This window comes from Rhodococcus sp. RDE2 (genome assembly GCF_020885655.1).
Taxonomy (GTDB): domain Bacteria; phylum Actinomycetota; class Actinomycetes; order Mycobacteriales; family Mycobacteriaceae; genus Rhodococcus; species Rhodococcus pyridinivorans.
The window spans coordinates 4,358,487-4,376,357 of sequence record NZ_AP025186.1 but is presented as its reverse complement, the minus strand read 5'-3'; the positions used below and the strand labels follow the sequence as shown (position 1 = coordinate 4,376,357).

The 17,871-nt window shown below is 57.5% G+C and carries 14 protein-coding genes; 10 read left to right on the top strand and 4 right to left on the bottom strand.

Annotated elements, in window-relative coordinates; translation table 11 throughout:
* Positions 1–82: 82 nt before the first annotated feature.
* The 3 genes from LPH33_RS20260 to LPH33_RS20250 form a co-directional block, all read right to left on the bottom strand.
* On the bottom strand, positions 83–844 hold the full coding sequence (locus LPH33_RS20260; protein WP_229565673.1) for an aspartate dehydrogenase domain-containing protein: 762 nt from the start codon (positions 842–844) through the stop codon (positions 83–85).
* 226 nt (positions 845–1,070) lie between these two features.
* Positions 1,071–1,940: a helix-turn-helix domain-containing protein gene (locus tag LPH33_RS20255; RefSeq protein WP_229565671.1), complete on the bottom strand. Its 870-nt coding sequence runs from the start codon at positions 1,938–1,940 to the stop codon at positions 1,071–1,073.
* Positions 1,941–2,352: 412 nt separating this feature from the next.
* Positions 2,353–3,270 carry a UTP--glucose-1-phosphate uridylyltransferase gene (locus LPH33_RS20250; RefSeq protein ID WP_229565670.1) on the bottom strand — a complete coding sequence of 306 codons (918 nt, stop codon included), beginning with the start codon at positions 3,268–3,270 and terminating at the stop codon, positions 2,353–2,355.
* Positions 3,271–3,770: 500 nt separating this feature from the next.
* Between LPH33_RS20250 and LPH33_RS20245 the strand changes: the two genes are divergently transcribed.
* The 10 genes from LPH33_RS20245 (at position 3,771) to LPH33_RS20200 (ending at position 15,926) form a co-directional block, all read left to right on the top strand.
* Positions 3,771–5,318, top strand: coding sequence for a sugar transferase (locus LPH33_RS20245; RefSeq protein ID WP_229565668.1), 1,548 nt, complete (start codon positions 3,771–3,773; stop codon positions 5,316–5,318).
* Positions 5,319–5,443: 125 nt separating this feature from the next.
* On the top strand, positions 5,444–6,769 hold the full coding sequence (locus LPH33_RS20240; protein WP_229568421.1) for a UDP-glucose dehydrogenase family protein: 1,326 nt from the start codon (positions 5,444–5,446) through the stop codon (positions 6,767–6,769).
* Between the two features lie 590 nt (positions 6,770–7,359).
* The gene (locus tag LPH33_RS20235) at positions 7,360–8,412 is read left to right on the top strand and encodes a hypothetical protein (protein WP_229565666.1); all 1,053 of its coding nucleotides are present in this window, start codon (positions 7,360–7,362) and stop codon (positions 8,410–8,412) included.
* A 2-nt stretch (positions 8,413–8,414) separates the two neighbouring features.
* Positions 8,415–9,539, top strand: coding sequence for a glycosyltransferase (locus LPH33_RS20230; protein WP_229565664.1), 1,125 nt, complete (start codon positions 8,415–8,417; stop codon positions 9,537–9,539).
* Positions 9,536–10,495, top strand: coding sequence for a GDP-mannose 4,6-dehydratase (locus tag LPH33_RS20225; protein ID WP_229565663.1), 960 nt, complete (start codon positions 9,536–9,538; stop codon positions 10,493–10,495). The genes LPH33_RS20230 and LPH33_RS20225 overlap by 4 nt, the downstream gene beginning before the upstream one ends.
* 3 nt (positions 10,496–10,498) lie before the next feature.
* Positions 10,499–12,001: an O-antigen polymerase gene (locus tag LPH33_RS20220; protein ID WP_229565661.1), complete on the top strand. Its 1,503-nt coding sequence runs from the start codon at positions 10,499–10,501 to the stop codon at positions 11,999–12,001.
* Positions 11,998–13,260 carry a glycosyltransferase gene (locus LPH33_RS20215; protein WP_229565660.1) on the top strand — a complete coding sequence of 421 codons (1,263 nt, stop codon included), beginning with the start codon at positions 11,998–12,000 and terminating at the stop codon, positions 13,258–13,260. The genes LPH33_RS20220 and LPH33_RS20215 overlap by 4 nt, the downstream gene beginning before the upstream one ends.
* A gap of 9 nt (positions 13,261–13,269) precedes the next feature.
* Positions 13,270–13,839, top strand: a complete 570-nt coding sequence (locus tag LPH33_RS20210; RefSeq protein ID WP_324256221.1) for a DapH/DapD/GlmU-related protein — start codon at positions 13,270–13,272, stop codon at positions 13,837–13,839.
* 90 nt (positions 13,840–13,929) lie between these two features.
* A complete protein-coding gene (gmd, locus tag LPH33_RS20205; protein WP_229565657.1) occupies positions 13,930–14,958 on the top strand; it encodes a GDP-mannose 4,6-dehydratase in 1,029 nt (342 codons plus the stop codon).
* Positions 14,958–15,926: a GDP-L-fucose synthase family protein gene (locus LPH33_RS20200; RefSeq protein WP_229565655.1), complete on the top strand. Its 969-nt coding sequence runs from the start codon at positions 14,958–14,960 to the stop codon at positions 15,924–15,926. The genes gmd and LPH33_RS20200 overlap by 1 nt, the downstream gene beginning before the upstream one ends.
* 74 nt (positions 15,927–16,000) lie before the next feature.
* Here the strand turns inward: LPH33_RS20200 and LPH33_RS20195 are convergent, their stop codons facing one another.
* Positions 16,001–17,785, bottom strand: coding sequence for a DUF4012 domain-containing protein (locus LPH33_RS20195; RefSeq protein ID WP_229568419.1), 1,785 nt, complete (start codon positions 17,783–17,785; stop codon positions 16,001–16,003).
* Positions 17,786–17,871: the final 86 nt, after the last annotated feature.

Here is a 17,871-nt window from a genome sequence, read left to right as displayed (position 1 = left end):
AGGGCTTTCGTCCCGAAATTCTGCTCCAAACACGCGAAAGCGACAATCGCCCTCGTTGGGTGTTCGGATCCTCTTGGGTCGGCTACGACCTACGGGAAGGCCCGATCACGACCGCGCCCGGACCGATCCCGAGCGGTAGCGCAGCGAGAACCTCGATTACCGACCAAGCAGTGATCGCAGACGTGCGCCCACTCGACGCCGGGTCGATCGCGTTCTCGAACGTCAGCTCGTACCGGCCGAGCGGCGACTCCCACTCGACGACGTGCCGCGTGCTCGCAGCGGCGGGGTCGGCAACGACCACCACCTCTACCCGGTCGAGCCCGAGCGTCGCGAGGGCGAGAGCCACCGACGAGTTCGAGGTTCGCGGAAAGGCCAGGGCGGCTTCTCGCGCCGATCCTCGGAAAACGGTGCGTTCTGCGTCCGGACGTTCTTCGATGCCGAGCGCACCCGGTCGTTTGATCGTGGTGTGGGTGAGGCGTGCATCGCGGCTTCCTGCACGTGTCGCTGCGGCCAGAACATCGAAGCCGCCGATAGCGCCCGTCGGGAGCAGTACACGTCCTGGTCCGGAGCCGAACGGTTCCACATCGAAACCGCGCTCGGCGAAGACGCCGCATGAGCAGACGATGATGTCCTTACCGCGTTTCACCACCTCGGGTATCAGGGCTCGAGCGGCGTCGACCGTAGCAGCTTCCACCACGATGTCGGCGGTGTCGAATGCGGCGGAAGTCTTCTCCGGGCTGCTTCGCGAGTTCAACACAGCCGCGAGGCTCACATGCGGCACCACGTCGTCGCGCAGAGCGTCGATCACCGGCTGCCCGATCGCGCCGGTCCCGACTACGCACACTGCTATCGGACGATGTTCGATTTCTTCGGGTGCCAGTTGCCTCACGTCCTCCGCGGCATGCCGCCGCTCGTTTCCACGAAATACGGGCTCATGGTACCGAGAGAAGGAATCGGCGATGTCTGATTCGCGACGTCGTCGTATCGCTCGTATTACCTTTCACGGATCGGAATGTGTTGCTATGAGGGCAACTACGGCGTCAGCGCACTACCGACAGCGGCAAGTCTGCTCATGCTGCCAAGAGCATCGTCTCCCGGGGCGGAGTGGCAATCCTGTGCGACGTCACTTGGCGGCATGGGCATCGCACTGCACGTCCGAATTCGTCGTCGGACAACCAGCCATATTCGTCGCATCGACCGCATCGTGGCGGGAGTTTCGGGCGGGGCGGTTGCAGCGACTGCCAGATCGGGATCCATGCTGCTGCGGAGCGAGCTGGGTCCCATGGTCGATGACGTTCGAGCGCGGCGCGGACAAGAGCATCTACGCCGTGAGTGTCGATCGATTGCTTGACGAGGGTGCGCTTCGCTGGTGTCAGGGTGTCGAACCGGGCAGGCAAGCCGGCCCGGCGGCACGCCGTGGCCAATCGGTCGATGGGAGAGGGCTGCTGCTCGCGTGTTACATCGCAGGTGCGATTTGTCGGGTGGGGGAGTGCAGCAGGTTCATTTGTTGGTTCAAGGACGGTTCGGGTGACCGGGGTGTCACCCCGCTCGGTTGTTCCTGTCACCCCGTGGCGCTTCGTCTTGTCACCTCGTTCAGGGATGCGGGGTGACGACGTGTCACCCCGCTTCATCGACAGGTTGTAGAGGACTGGGCGACGGTCTTCGCGAGAGATTGTCGCTGCAATTCGCTCTTGATCGCCTTTGGAAATGAGGCCGAGAGCGGCGAGCGCTTTCAGGCAGCGCTGCACCTGGCGTTCGCTGATGCGGGCGTACCCGGCGAGCTTTCGCACGGACGGATACGCATCCGCGCCATGTCGGGACGCATGATTGGCCAGGCCGAGTAGCACCACTGTCAGCGCTGGCGCCGAGGGCATGCCGGGTGGCGTGGGGGACGGAATGTCGGCGCGTTCGAGCGCCCAGGTGATCGCTTCGATGCTCACGACGCCACCTGCGCATGGGTATGCTGACGCATGTTCGACTCCCTATTAGTCGGACATCCGGCCCGTCGCGATGCCAGTCGCGGCGGGCCATCTGTTTTGAGTTGTTCGCACGCACGTTCGAGCGCGTGGTTGATCATCTTGGCACCGAGTCCGGGAGGCGTCAACGCTTGCGAACTGGATCGTGCGGTCTCGGACCGCTCTTGATAGCTCGCGGGTGAGCTGTCCCGAAGTCGAGCGAGCCCCGCTGGCAGGGGGAGGAGCCAGCGGGGCCCGGTGCCGCCAATTCCCGGGGAGGGGAAGGGGCATGTTGCGGGGAGGCAACACACTTGAGGATTAAACCAGAAGCAGGGCCATACGGCACATCGAGAAAGGGACCTAAGTCCCATCGAGGTAGTTCGAGCGCACCCTGTGATCAGTCGGCGTCCAACTCCAGCCGGCGGTGGAGCCACTTACGGAGCCCGTCCCCGTATTCCTCGCTATCGAGAGCGGCGTCGATTGCTGCCCGAAGATATCCACCCGGGTTGCCCAAGTCGTGGCGGGTCCCGCGATGCACGACGACATGCACTGGGTGACCTTCCTCGATCAATAGCGCGATCGCGTCGGTCAGTTGGAGTTCCCCACCCGCGCCAGGTTTGATCCGACGGAGGGCGTCGAAGATCTCGCGGTCGAGCAGATAGCGGCCGGCGGCGGCAAGTGTGGACGGAGCGTCTGCAAGAGTGGGCTTCTCCACCATGCCGCGAACTCGCAGAACATCCGGATTCGCGACGTTGGGTACTTCCTCGACCTCGAATACGCCGTATGAGCTCACCTGGCTCTTCGGAACGTCGATGGCGCACAGCACACTTCCTCCGCGCTTGGCGCGGACACGAGCCATCGTTTCCAGGATGCCGCTCGGTTGCACGAGATCGTCCGGGAGAAGAACGGCGATCGCGTCCTCACCCGGCTCCAGAGCGGCTTCCGCGCAACCGACAGCATGACCCAGGCCGAGTGGCTTCTCCTGGACAACGGATTCGACCGTGAGCAGATTGGGCGCACGCCGCACCTTTTCGAGCAACTTGAGCTTGCCCTTCGCTTCGAGGTGCTTTTCGAGGTCGAAGTCGTCGACGAAATGCGCGACGACTCCGTCCTTTCCGGGGGCTGTCACAATAAGAAGCCGTTGAGCTCCCGAATGGGCAGCTTCCGTCGCGACGAGTTCAATGCCCGGCGTATCAACTACCGGTAGCAATTCCTTCGGCACAGTCTTTGTGGCCGGCAGGAACCGAGTTCCCATCCCCGCCGCCGGAACCACGGCCGTCCGGAACGCTTTACCCACCCCTGCTTCCTCTTTCATGGTTCTACTCTCGCCTCCCCTGTCGAGCGCATGACCGCGCCGGAATACCCGCGAATGCACGATCAAAACGTTGAACAATGGTGAGATACATCTCACCTTCAATATTCCGACCGTCAATCCCGCATCACGTGGGGGTCGGTAAGCGCAGTCTAGGGGCCGCCCTGCGGGTTCGCGAATCGGAGAGTGCACCGAAAGTGCAAGATAGCAGGGAGGATTGCCTTCGGCGGGACTTCTGAACGCGGATCGCGTCGCCAGATGTAACCGCGCGGCACATTCAAAGAGAAGGTTCCATCTGGACGACTGTTCAAGCTGCCAGATCTCGTAAGTAACGTTACAGTCTCAACGAGCGTTTTCGCATCGACGCGATGCGCGACAACTGGAGGAAATGCGCCCGGCTGGGCACGCAACGGGCAGATCATGCGACCGGGGAGGGTACGCGGATCGGGTCCGGCGTTGCTTGTTCGTGCGAGCAGTAGGTGTCTCGGGGAGGAGACAACGATGTGGGTGGTTGGGCTATGACCGCCGTCGGGGAGGCAAGTCACGGCGTACCCGATGCCCTCGTGGGGGACTACGCCAATTCCATTCGTGGACAGCGTCAACCGCCGGGTTCGGCGAACCGTAGAAACTGGCAGCAGTCCTACATCAGCCGATTGATCTGGTCCGACGTAATTGTCGTCGTGCTGGCCGTCGTTGTGGCACACACCGTCCGATTCGGGCAGGGCGACCTATCGACGACGGAGCCGGTTTCCGAGCTCAGTTACGCGCTGATCTCGGCGGGTCTCGTCGGTCTCTGGCTGATCACCCTCGCCTTGTTCCGTACTCGGTCGCGGCGTGTAATCGGCGCAGGTCATAGCGAATATCAACGTGTCGTTTCGAGTACTGCTCGGTTGTTCGGCTTCATCGCGATTATCGCACTCGTATTCCGCCTGGAACTGGCACGTGGATACTTAGCGATCGCGTTGCCGGTCGGTCTTCCGGGTTTGCTGCTCACGCGGTGGTTGTGGCGGAAGGTGATCGCGCGCAAGCGTGCTCGCGGCGAGTTCCAGACGTCGGTGCTGGCGGTCGGTGGTGCGCGGGCGGTGCGGTATATGACGCGCACCTTCGCCCGTAAGGACGGGGAGGGTTACCGCGTGGTCGGTGTCTGCGTGCCCCGGTACTCGGGGGCCCCCGGCGACGTCATCGACGTCGACGGCCGGGAGATCACCATCTACGGCGACGAACATTCCGTCGTGGAGGCGCTGAAGCTGTCGCAGGCCGACACGGTGGTGGTCACCGCGACCGAGACCTTGGGCAGCGAGGGGTTGCACGATCTGGTGTGGCAGCTCGAGCCGCTCGAGACGGATCTGGTGGTCGCGACCGGGGTGGTCGATGTGGCCGGTCCGCGGATCGAGATGCGTCCGGTGGCCGGCCTGCCGCTGATCCATGTGGAGAAGCCGAGTTATCACGGGGCGAAGCGGTCGGGGAAGCGGATTTTCGATCTCGCCTTCGCGAGTGCGGCGTTGGTGGTGTTGGCGCCGGTGTTCGCGGTGGTCGCACTGCTCATCAAGCTCGAGGATCGGGGTCCGGTCTTTTACAAGGCCGAGCGGATCGGTCTCGACGGTGAGCCGTTCGGGATGGTCAAGTTCCGGTCGATGGTCACCAACGCGGACAAGATGGTCGATCGGCTGCTCGAGCAGAACGAGGGCGCCGGCCCGTTGTTCAAGATGAAGGACGATCCGCGGGTCACTCGCGTGGGCAGGGTGATGCGGCGGTTCAGCATCGACGAGTTGCCGCAGTTCCTCAACGTGATTCGTGGGGAGATGAGTGTGGTGGGTCCGCGTCCGCCGTTGCGGCGTGAGGTGGAGGCCTACGACGGTCGGGTCAAGCGTCGGTTGTTGGTGCGGCCGGGTGTGACGGGTCTGTGGCAGGTGTCGGGGCGGTCGGATCTGTCGTGGGACGAGTCGGTGCGGCTGGATCTGTCGTATGTGGAGAACTGGTCGATGGTGTCCGATGTGTTGATCATCGGTAAGACCGTCAAGGCGGTCCTCGCCAGCGGCGGCGCCTACTGAACAGCACTGCATACTTATTACCGTATGGCCAATGACCGTACTTCCATATCAACGCGAATAGAACACCGAGCATGTCAAATTCTGGAAACAAGCAGTCCTCGATAGAAGAGTTGGAGATAGGAAAAATGAACACCCGAATCGCAGTCTTTGGGACGGGTTACCTCGGCGCGACCCACGCCGCCTGTATGGCAGAACTTGGTCATGAAGTCCTGGGCGTCGATGTCGATGCAGCAAAACTCGCGAAGCTGGAAGCCGGTGAAGTCCCCTTCTACGAGCCGGGACTTGAGGAAGTCTTGAAAAAGAACGTCGATAACGGGCGTTTGCGCTTCACTGCATCGTATGAAGAGGCGGCGCAATTTGCGGACGTGCATTTCATCGGCGTGGGCACGCCACAAAAGAAGGGCGAGTTTGCCGCTGACCTCACATACGTACACTCCGTTATCGAGTCACTCGCTCCGTTGTTGAACAAGCCTTCCGTTATTTTTGGAAAGTCCACAGTTCCCGTCGGAACAGCCCAAATCCTGGGAGAGCGCGCGAGGGAACTGGCACCAGCTGGCGACCAAGTGGAGGTTGCTTGGAACCCAGAATTTTTGCGAGAAGGCTATGCCGTAAAAGACACTCTCCATCCTGATCGAGTCGTCCTTGGAATAGATAAAACGAGCCCCAGGCGCGCGGAGCAGGTCGCCCGAGAGGTGTACGCCGATCTCCTCGACGAGAACATCCCGTTTATCGTGACCGATCTTGCCACGGCGGAACTGGTCAAGACCGCGGCAAATGCGTTTCTCGCGACCAAGATCTCATTCATCAATGCGATGGCTGAAGTCTGTGAAGCTGCTGGTGCGGACGTCACCACCCTGGCCGACGCAATCGGTCACGATGCGCGCATCGGCCGGCGTTTCCTGAACGCCGGTGTCGGCTTTGGCGGCGGTTGCTTGCCGAAGGATATCCGGGCATTCATGGCGCGCGCTGGAGAGATCGGAGCAGATGAAGCACTCACCTTTCTGCGAGAAGTCGACAACATCAACATGCGGCGACGAACAAGAATGGTCGAACTTGCGCGCAATGTCGTTGGGGGTTCATTACTAGGAACGAGGATCGCAGTCCTGGGCGCCGCCTTCAAGCCGAACTCTGACGACGTACGGGACTCTCCAGCACTCAATATCGCCGGGCAAATCCAATTGCACGGTTCCTCCGTTAACGTATATGACCCGAAAGCAATGGATAACTCGCGGAAGATCTTCCCCACCTTGGGTTATTCAACAAGTGCGAGCGAGGCGTGCCAAGGTGCGGACGCTGTTCTAGTTCTCACGGAGTGGAAGGAGTTCCGAGAACTCAAACCTGCACAGATCGAAAAAATTGTAAGAGGAAAGAATATTATTGACGGCAGAAATTGCCTCGATCCCGAGTTGTGGCGATCTGCGGGCTGGAATTACCGCGGACTTGGCCGGTAACCATCCCGCGGTACTACGCGATGCATTTGCGCTGATTGAGGAAGTTGATATGAGACGCCTGTGGAAAATTGCACGTGACGATAGTGCACTTCTGATGAGGGAAAGCGGGAGGACTCTCAGCAGCCTCTGGCCTGTAAGGTGGCTCATTTCTCCTTCTCTTCAAGCTGCGTTCATATTCCGACGATGTGCCGAGACTACGGGGGTCAGGCATCTCTTCTGGAGAAAGTTTCTTCTGCGGAGGTACGCGTGCGATGTTTCCTCAGGAGCTGAAATCGTCGGACCGATCTACATTCCGCATCCGATTGGGATCGTGATCGGTAGCGGATCTCGTATTGGAGCAAACGTATCCATTTTTCAAAACGTGACGCTTGGTCGAGATGGTTCAGGTAAGTATCCCACCATCAAAGATGATGTTCGTCTGTTTGCCGGCGCGGTCATCGTCGGAGACATCGTTGTGCACACAGGTGCTCGAGTTCCAGCGAACAGCGTAATTAACGTCGATTTCCCAAAGCTTCGGGCGTAGGTGAGTGATGGTAACTCGCTTTCTATCCAACGCCCGAGTTAAGGCTGCCGCAGTCGCAGGAAGCAACATGCTGGCTGCTATGGCGATCCTTGCAGTGCCGCCGCTACTGGGTGTTCCCGCCAAGCATGTTCTCGCTCTTTCGATTGCACTGGTAAGTCTCCAGGCCGGCCAGGCTGCGGCCGTGCAAACGCGCAGCACTGTTCGTCTCAGTGGACCTTCCATCGCGTTGCTCACCACACCCATATTATTTCTTGGCGCGCTATTCTCGGTCGAATTTGCGCATGTTTCGGTCTCCCTTTCCGGGATGGCGATGATCGGCATCGCAGGACTTGCGGTCGGTGCTTATATAGGCGGCTGCGCAACCTCCTTCTTAGATGCTGGGAACCCCGTCAGATATCAAGGATTCATCCTAAAGCGTAACCTGGTGTGGCTGGGGGTCGTACTGACATGTTCCTTCTTAGTGCCAGATTATCTGGCATATTCGATTCCTGTTGCATGGATAATTTTCATTTTATCAAACAGCTCAGTCGGAACTCGATCTTCGTCGATTTATCCGTTGGTGCTCGGATGCATTACTGGCGTAATCTATCGTAACGACGTCAATATTGTACGCGGAATGGCGTCGGCGGATGAATTCACCGGTTGGCACTATTTTTTGATCGCCTACGCTACTGTGCAGGCGCTTCTTGGCTTCCTTGTAGTAAATGAGATATATAGCCGACGCGACCGCGTCGCGATGCTCTGCACCAGCGTACGCGTACGCATATTTGCGATTTCTGTAATCGTATTCGCGGGTTTGGCAGGGATTTCCGTGACATTACTACAGTCGAAAACTCAAATGCTTACAGTGTGGGCCATCATTTTAATTCTCGGAATCGTAGTATCAACTCAAGCTTCCGTAGCGCATGTACTCAATGCGAGTTCTTGGGTTTACGTTGGAGGTACTGGAGGGTTCATACTACTCGTTCTACTTGCTATCGGTGGATCCAATCCCGAAGTAGCATTAGCGTGTGAGCTTGCCTTTTCCTCTTGCGCGGTCGCGCTTGTGCTACTAATGCGGACGTTTAAAGGATTTGATCAAGCCAGCTATAAATTATCCTCATCTGACGTGAAGGGCTGATTATGAAAGTGCTCCACATAGTTCCCCTTGTAAGTGACGACTCAGCATTCGGCGGCCCTGTAAGGGGTACCGCTCGCCAAAGTCATGCTCTAACGGAGAAGGGGCATGAATGTCAAATACTTGGTCTCTGGAGAGGCGCGGGCGACACTCCCGATGAGGTCCTCGGAGTTCCGGCAACTCTTTATAAATTCAAGAGGCTTCCAGGTCACCGATTCGCAACCGCCCTCAGCCTCGCACCGCTTCGATGGATCGCGCGTAACCGCAAGTCTGTCGACGTTGTCCACGTTCATGCGGGTCGTGATTTATGGATCCTCCTGTCCATGCTCTTGATGCGTACGCTGAAAATCCAGTACGTCTGGCAAACGCACGGCATGCTTGCTCCCCGAAATCGACTGGTGTACAAGCTGTACGACCTTGTCTTGACCACCCCCGCCTTGCGCGGGGCGTCCCAACTCCTGTACCTCACCGACTACGAGCGGCGGGACCTCGAAGCTGTTGGTCGCGAGGGGGGGCTCGTCCATGTTGTGAATGGCGTCGAGAATATCGGCGAGTTGGCAGACAGTCTTTCCTTGCCATCTTCGAATGAGTTTCGGTTGGCCTTTATTTCCAGGATTCACCCTCGTAAACGGCTAATTGACTTGGTCAAGGCGGTGGAGAAGGTGAACGAACAGGGTAGCAACGTTTACCTCGATATCTACGGGCCAGATGAAGGTGCGCTAGCAGAAGTCACCGAAGAGATAAATAATCGATCCCTTGTCTCGCACGTAAGTTACAAGGGAGCTCTGAAGTACTCTGAGGTGAGGTCGACACTGCGCGAATATCACACGATGGTCCTTCCGTCCGTGAATGAACCCTTTCCCAATATCGTTCTGGAGAGTCTCGCGTCCGGCGTGCCTGTCATTTTAACTAATAGTTGCGGTCTCGCCCCCTATATCGAGGATTACAAGGCCGGCATTGTGGTTGAACCGGGTGTCGATGGTCTCACTCGCGGAATTATCGAGATGATGGAGAATCCCCTTGAAAGAGAGCATCTGAGGAAAGCTGGTTTGAAATTAGCTGAAGACAAGTTCACCATGTCTGGTGTCGCAACTGAACTCGCGAACATTTACGGAGGAGTCGCAGGATGACGAAGCACTTGATCACGGGTGTTGCAGGTTTCATTGGCTCGACGCTTGCCGAGACGCTGCTGAGAAGTGGTTTATCAGTCGTCGGAGTCGATAGTTTGACTGATTACTACCCGGTTGAGAACAAGCAAATGAATCTCGCTGCACTGCAAGAATTCTCCAGATTCGAGTATCTAAATGAAGATATTCTGGCGATGTCGACTGAATTGCATCAAGCGGTCAACGATTGTTCCGTAATCTACCATCAGGCAGGTCAGCCTGGTGTGCGAGGTTCCTGGAGCGATGGGTTCGACGACTACGTCGAGCGCAACGTACTTGCAACCCAAAAGTTGCTCGAATGCATAGAGGACAAACCGGGAACAAAATTTGTATATGCTTCGAGTTCTAGCGTGTACGGGAACGCCGATTCATGGCCCTGCACAGAGACCGCAGTGCCCAAGCCATTCTCGCCCTATGGGGTTACTAAACTTGCGGCAGAGCACCTGGTGACACTGTACGCCGAAAATTTCGGCCTTAACAGCGTCTCTCTGCGATACTTCACTGTGTACGGCCCGAAACAACGCCCAGATATGGCGTTCACGCGATTTATCAATGCGGCCATACATGGTGACACGATTACTGTCTATGGTGACGGTGAACAAATTCGCGATTTCACCTATGTTTCGGACATTGTCGAGGCGAATATCCGAGCCGGCCAAACCGGAGGTAATGGCGCCATATATAACCTTTCGGGCGGGTCACACGCAACGGTCAATGAAGTCCTGGAGATTCTAGAGCGTGTCCACGGTGAGCCACTGAAAGTTGAGCGTGTAGCACAGCAGGCTGGCGACGTCCGACGCACAGGTGGGGACAGCACCAACGCACGTGAGCGGCTTGGGTGGGAACCTCAGGTTGCAATCGCGGACGGTATTGCGCGGCAGTACGCATGGCAGAAGGCGAATCAACGGACGATGGGGTGAGTGGTGGCGACAACTGAGCTTGGTCGCACCCACCGCAGGAGTAAGGGCGCTGCGAGCCACGGGTATTTTCTTACGGGAGCGTTGTTCTTCGGCGTTCTTGGGGTGGTGCTGCCTCTAGGTCTGGCTATGTCGGTCGCCAGCGGACCAGCTATGGATTGGGGCGTTCTCCTCGTACAGCTCAGCGTCATTGTGTACACGGCCCTGCGTCTGGCTAGTTTTGCCGCAGCAGGAAAGCCAGCTTGGTTCTTGATCGTCGTGTTCGGGTACGCGTATACCTGGCTCGGCTTGACCCCAATGGTTCAGTACCTCGCGCGGCAGAATCCACTGGGGGTGCAGCTAGACAATTCGACCTACGCATTGCAGTCGGTCGTCGTTTTAGTTGGGTTAGTCGCTTTCGATGTGGTATATCATGTCCGTTTTCGAGAGAAGCCGGCTAGAGCGAAGGGTTCCACGAAGGCGTTTCGACTGCTGGACACGCGTCGTGTGGTAATCCTGGCATTGATCGCAGTCGCATCGACGCCCGTTTTTGTCCAGGCTCTGGGTGGGTTTGACGTGCTCTTCACGAGTCGGCAGGCACGCACTGAAGTCCTACTGGACTCAGGATTGTACTCAGCAAGCTCAAAGGCATCCGGCGCGATCGTGACCGCCGTGGCCTCGGTTCTTCCTTTTGTTGCTCTCTACGCGATGACGATGATACTTGTGAATCGTCGCGAATTGCGAAGGAAGGTGGATTTTGTTGCGCTTTATTTCGTTGTAGTATGCTGCAATATTGCGCTCAACAATCCTATTTCATCCTCGCGATTTTGGTTCCTGGTAGTTTGCCTCAGCGTCCTGTTTGTTTTCCCCTGGGCGCGGTCGGCAGCTGGGGTTCGCGCAATTATTGGCGGGTTTGTATTAGGAAGCATCGTGTTGTTTCCCTATCTGGACGCCTTCAGGTATTCAGACGGCTCGCGAGAAAATCGCGGTGTTATACAGATGATCCTGGAAAAGTCCGACTACGACTCGATGGTGCAAATCGGAAACTCAATTAAATACGCGGATGTTTACGGTTATTCTTTTGGGGACAACTTTGTTGGGGCTTTCTTTTTTTGGGTTCCGCGCATGGTGTGGCCGGACAAGCCGATTGATACGGGGTCAAGTCTTGCCCAGTTCGTGAACTATCATCACGAGAATCTCTCTGCACCACTATGGGCTGAGAGTTACATAGCGTTCGGTCTCGTCGCAGTCGTTGGGATTTTCGGAGTTTTTGGATACCTGTGTGGGAGACTTTCGCGTGTCGACGCTGTGCAACGGGCAGTGCTAGGAACCATCAGTGGTTGGACGTTCATATTGGTACCGCTTTCTGTATATGTTGTCCTAATCCTGCGCGGCTCATTGCTCCAGTCGATGTCACGACTCGCGGTCCTGGTCGCTGTTCTTTTATTCTGCACAGCGTCATTTAAAGCAGAAATTCCGGAAGAATCTGGGCGCGGGAGTGCCTCATCTCGAAATGGAGAAGTTCGTTGAGCGCTAGGAAGAAACTAACTATCATTGGCTTAAATTACGCTCCAGAGATGACGGGTATCGCGCCATATACGACCAAGTTCTGCGAGCATATGCAAGGCCTCAATTATGAGGTCAAGGTTATTACCGGGTATCCCCACTACCCGTCTTGGTCGGTCTCGCCCGAGCATCAAGCCCTGCCAACGCGTCAAGAAATTGGCGGTGTCGGGTTGACGCGCGTGAAACACTACGTCCCGTCGCCTCCCTCCCTACTGGGACGACTGAGAATGGAATTATCTTTTGGGCTACGTGCGATTTGTTCGGATTGGGGTAATCCGGACGCCGTGATTTGCATCTCTCCGTCGTTAGTGGCAACTGGCCTTGTCCTACTTCGTGCAAAAATGGCCCGCAAAGACCTAAGCGTTGGCGTTTGGGTTCAAGATATTTATACCCGCGGAATGATTGAGACGACTAATGCGCCGGGTACGGCAGCGAAGATCCTTTCTGCGTTAGAGGCGCGATTACTCCGTACGTCTGACTCGGTGTCTGTAATCCACAGCCGTTTCAAAGATTATGTTACTGATGTCTTGGGGGTCGACCCGAAAAAGGTACATGTGCTCAGAAACTGGGCTCACGTGGGTGAGGCGATGAGTATTGATCCGGTCGCGGCTCGAAATAAGCTTGGTTGGGCCTGGAAGGGAACGTTGGTTGTACATGCAGGCAATATGGGTGCTAAGCAGGGACTTGAAAATGTGGTTGAGGCGGCAAGAATCGCTGCGGAGCGTGGCCTAAATCTACACTTCGTCCTGCTTGGCGACGGGAATCAGCGACAGCGTTTGGAAGAAAGCGGTCTTGAGATCCCCAACTTGCATTTCATCGATCCGGTATCTGACGAACTCTTCCCTGTGGCGCTGGCTGCTGCAGATATCTTGCTGGTTAACGAGAAGCCAGGCGTTACTGAGATGGCTGTACCGAGTAAACTCACAACTTATTTTTCGTCCGACCGCCCAGTTGTTGCTGCTACTGAACAAGAGAGCACGACCGCGGAGGAAATTCATAATTCTGGTGGAGGGGTTGTTGTGGCGCCAGGCAAGCCGCACGACCTGATCGAAGCCGCGATAGCTCTCGGTGCCGACAAGGTGAAGGCAGCGAATCTAGCGACCCGTGGCAAACGGTATCGGGACGAAGTGCTCTCCGCCAGTGCGTGCCTCGCAGCATATGAAAAGTGGGTCGGTGAGGTGCTTGCATCAAAGGAGTCTAAGTCAAGTAGGTCAGCGCGGTAACGGGTTGAAATGAGGATGAGAGTGACTGATTTCGGTACCCACGACTGTGTGGATTGGGACTTGTCAAAGTTCTCGGGTGCTGGGTATGCGAAGGGGAGAAGTGTTCTTGTTCAGATAGCTTGGCTCTGCGTTTCCGGTGCGGTCTTTACACGGTGGTGGTGCCCGAACAAGATTCGTGTTCTAATTCTGCGTTTATTCGGTGCAAGCGTGGGAGAGGGGGTTCTTATTCGGCACGGGGTCAAAATCCATTGGCCATGGAAGCTATCGATCGGAAACAACACTTGGATTGGCGAACAGGTTTGGATTTTAAACCTTGAGCCTGTGAGCATCGGATCCAACGTGTGCGTCTCGCAAGACGTGCTTCTGTGCGCAGGAAGTCATGACCGCAAGTCCTCGACGTTCGAATTCGATAATGGCCCGATTCGAATCGAGGACCAAGTTTGGATTGCCGCTCGCGCAACTGTCTTGCGTGGAGTAACCATTGGGCATCATTCGACGATAGGTGCAACAGCGTTAGTGACTTCGGATGTTGCCTCCTGTGAGACTGTGCTTGCAGCCCGAGGATCGTCCCGGGCGTAGGAAAAGCCCGACGAGAGTTTATCCCACAGATCGGTCCATAAATCGCCATTTCTAAGCCGTGCTGGCGGACAATCGTGTTAAGGAGATCTCATGAAGCGTGCTCTGATCACCGGTATTACCGGACAAGATGGTTCCTATTTGGCAGAATTGTTACTCTCCAAGGGCTACGAAGTTCACGGCCTAATACGCCGATCTTCGACCTTCAATACGTCGCGTATTGATCATTTGTACGTGGATCCACACGATCCTGAAGCTCGTCTGTTCCTTCACTACGGCGATCTTAGCGACGGCGCACGCTTGGTGACCTTGTTGTCAGAAATTCGTCCCGAGGAAGTGTACAACCTTGGAGCCCAGTCGCATGTTCGGGTGAGCTTCGACGAACCGGAGCACACCGGTAATACGACTGGCATCGGTTCGATTCGGCTGCTCGAAGCGGTCCGACTGGCTGGGCTCGAGTGCAAGTACTATCAGGCGTCGAGTTCTGAGATGTTTGGTGCTACTCCTCCTCCTCAGAATGAAGAAACGCCGTTTTATCCGCGGTCACCGTACGGCGCGGCGAAGGTCTACTCTTACTGGGTCACGAAGAATTACCGTGAAGCGTACGGGATGTTCGCTGTGAACGGGATTCTTTTCAACCATGAATCTCCTCGTCGCGGCGAGACGTTTGTGACTCGGAAAATTACGCGTGCTGTGGCTCGGATCAAGGCCGGTGTCGAGAAGAACCTCTACATGGGAAATCTGGATGCGGTTCGTGACTGGGGATACGCTCCCGAGTACGTAGAGGGCATGTGGCGCATGCTGCAAGCTGATGAGCCGGACGATTTCGTCCTTGCGACCGGTGAGGCGTACTCGGTACGCGACTTCTTGGAGGTCGCCTTCGAACATGCAGGATTGAACTGGGAGGATCACGTCAAGTTCGACGAGCGTTATTTGCGTCCGACCGAAGTCGACGCCCTTATCGGCGATGCGGCGAAGGCACAGGAGAAGCTCGGATGGAAGGCCAGAGTTCATACCCCCGAACTTGCTCGCATCATGGTGGACGCAGACATTCAGGCACTCGAGCATGAAGGCCGGCCGTGGATCGACAAGCCGGCGCACCCGGATTGGGAGATTCTCTGATGGCGGACGTCTTTGTCCCCCAGCCGTTGGATCGCGCCGCTCCGTTTTACGTGGCGGGACATAGAGGGCTTGTCGGCGGGGCAATCTGGCGACGATTGGAGGCGGAGGGTTTCCGCAACCTTATCGGCCGGTCGTCTTCGGAACTGGACCTGCGCGACCGAGACGCGGTTTTCAGTTTCTTCGCCGAGCATCGCCCGGTGAACGTTGCGCTGGCCGCTGCGAAGGTCGGAGGGATTCTCGCCAACAGCACGTACCCGGTCGACTTCTTGTCGGAGAACATGCGGATCCAGGTGAACGTGCTGGATGCGGCGCGCGAGCACGGTACGCACCGGCTGCTTTTCCTCGGATCGTCATGCATCTACCCCAAGTTGGCGCCTCAGCCGATCAAGGAGGAATACCTTCTTACCGGTCATCTGGAGCCCACCAATGACGCGTACGCGATTGCCAAGATCGCAGGGATATTGCACGTGCAAGCCGTACGCCGACAGTACGGCCTACCGTGGATATCGGCTATGCCGACCAACTTGTATGGCCCCGGAGACAACTTCTCGCCCCAAGGGTCGCACGTACTTCCCGCGCTGATCAGGCGCTTCGACGAGGCCAGACGCGATGGGCTCGAATCGGTGACGAACTGGGGCTCGGGATCTCCCCGGCGAGAGTTCCTGCACGTCGACGACATGGCATCTGCATGCTTGCACCTGATGGAACACTATGACGGTCCCGACCAGGTGAATGTGGGCACGGGTGAGGACCACACCATCAAGGAGATCTCGCAGATCGTTGCTGAAGAGGTCGGCTTCTCCGGTCGAATCGAGTGGGATACGAGCAAGCCGGATGGCACTCCCCGGAAACTACTCGACGTCTCCAAGCTACGTGCGGCAGGATGGGAACCCAAGATCGACCTGCGTTCAGGAATCGCGTCCACGATTGAGTGGTACCGAAAGAACGTGGATACCATCAGGACGTAGGAAGCTGATCGCTGTCGGGCGTTCCGGGTCCATCCACAAGGTTGGAACCGGAACGCCCGAAGTTGTTTTACGGCCTACTCTGCGCGGCACTCCGGGACATCGACACTCACTGCCGGGTTGTCGATCAGAGGTTGCACCGGAACTCTAGGCGCACCTGCAACAGTCGGCTCCGTCATGTCGTACACGATCTCGACAGTTTGTCCTTGAGGGATTGGAACCTGCACGTTGAACATGGGATGGCCACGTTCTTTGCCGGTGAAACTGAACGCAGACATACCGTTTACGGTGACCTTCTTCAATTTGGCGCCCTGTGTAGCGATCAGTCCGACGTCGGAGAGGTTCGTGCCGAAGGCTTCCCCTTTGGGATTGTCGAACATCCCCGCCACGTAGTCGGTGTAGTCTCCCGACGGCAACGCGTTGGTCAATCGGACGGTAACGGTGGAGTCTCTGGTCTCGCCCTCGCAGGATCCTGCGGAGTAGCTAATTTCCCTCTGCAGGTAGTAGTCCAGTTTGTTTCCTCCGAGGTTATTCACTACGACTCCGGCGTACGGAGCACTGTCGTCGGGAACGACATGACCAAGTTTGGTGGTGCTGAGCACTTCCTGTTCGTCCTCATGGGAACTCCAAAGAGCGAGGCGTCCCTCGCTTGCAGCACGTCCGAGTGCTTCCAGGAGTTGGCGTGGCTTGGAAACGGCACCAGTCATCTTGAGCACGACTTGACGGGCAACCGCCTGGAGGTACTCCTTACGTGCGTTGTTGTTGTCGGCGAATCGCGTATAGGCGGTCGACTCTGTCAGTTCGACGACATTATTCGCACTGATGACCTCGCCGTCGGGCATCGTCACCGGCCCCACAACTTCGAGTACATAACTCAACGCGACCGGATCAGTGGCTATCGCACCGTCGACCCGCTGACCGGATTCCTGTTCCCAAAGTGATTGCCAGATCTTGCCGGCATAGGGAAAGTGAGGGCTGACGTTGCTGTTGACTGCCCGTGTGGTCGGTGCGCTGTGGCCGTAGGCGTGGGCGAACTCGGGGCCGAGGTCGACTGGGTGGTACTTACCCGCGAAATCGCGGCTGGACAATTCGTCGACAGTTACTCGCCCGTCAGTCGCTTGTACGACGCCGAATCCGCCGAGCAAACCACCTGTGCCGCGTGCCTCTGCGTTCGTCTGGAAACCGACGAAGTAACTGCGAGGACCGTCTGCGCCCAGCATCGTCGGCGCGATCTGCGCCGCGAGCGACGTGTTGTTCAGCAGACCGGACAACTCGGACACCTGCTCCTGCAGATCGACCCGCGCGTCGTCGATAAGCCCGAGCCAAGTGCTGTCAACGTTCTGGGCCTGCTCGTCGAGGTCGCTGATCGCCGCGGAGGTCGTCTCGAGCACGGGGGCGGCGTCGCGGAGAGCCGCAAGATTGATGCGTGCGCCGTCCAAAATCAACTGATCGGGAGATACGGCACTACCTGCATCAACAGCGGGGAGGAGAACTTGCTCTGTGAGACCACTCACAATGGTGGTCATCTGGCGGGTGGAATCGAACGGGCTTCCCAAGAATGGAGCGGCACCGGCGATACGCCACGGCGCCGAGTCGACCGAACTCTGGGCGTCCTGGGCATAACGATCGGCATCGCCCGCGACGACGCGGGCCCTGTCGGTATCGCCTGCGAGCAGTGCGTCTTTCGCCTGCGTCGCGAAGTCCTGTGCCTTCTCCAGATTCGACTTCGCCTGCAAGCCTTCGTAGCCCAGCCAGCCGATGAATCCGACGACAACGAGTGCGCCTACGCCGCAGCCGATCTGCACGCGCCGGCGCTTCCTCCGCTGAGCTGCGATCTCCTCGTCGGACAAGCGCCGGCGCACCTTGCGCCTACGCCGTTCGGGCGAGTCTGACTCACCGGTAACATCGTTCACGCCGCTTGTGCCCCCTTCGTGGTTTCCGTCGAGAC

Coding starts and splice junctions, on each gene's coding strand:
- LPH33_RS20250 (WP_229565670.1), bottom strand. CDS start 3,270: ATGAAAGAGGAAGCAGGGGTGGGTAAAGCGTTCCGGACGGCCGTGGTT.
- LPH33_RS20240 (WP_229568421.1), top strand. CDS start 5,444: ATGAACACCCGAATCGCAGTCTTTGGGACGGGTTACCTCGGCGCGACC.
- LPH33_RS20235 (WP_229565666.1), top strand. CDS start 7,360: ATGCTGGCTGCTATGGCGATCCTTGCAGTGCCGCCGCTACTGGGTGTT.
- LPH33_RS20230 (WP_229565664.1), top strand. CDS start 8,415: ATGAAAGTGCTCCACATAGTTCCCCTTGTAAGTGACGACTCAGCATTC.
- LPH33_RS20225 (WP_229565663.1), top strand. CDS start 9,536: ATGACGAAGCACTTGATCACGGGTGTTGCAGGTTTCATTGGCTCGACG.
- LPH33_RS20210 (WP_324256221.1), top strand. CDS start 13,270: ATGAGGATGAGAGTGACTGATTTCGGTACCCACGACTGTGTGGATTGG.
- gmd (WP_229565657.1), top strand. CDS start 13,930: ATGAAGCGTGCTCTGATCACCGGTATTACCGGACAAGATGGTTCCTAT.
- LPH33_RS20200 (WP_229565655.1), top strand. CDS start 14,958: ATGGCGGACGTCTTTGTCCCCCAGCCGTTGGATCGCGCCGCTCCGTTT.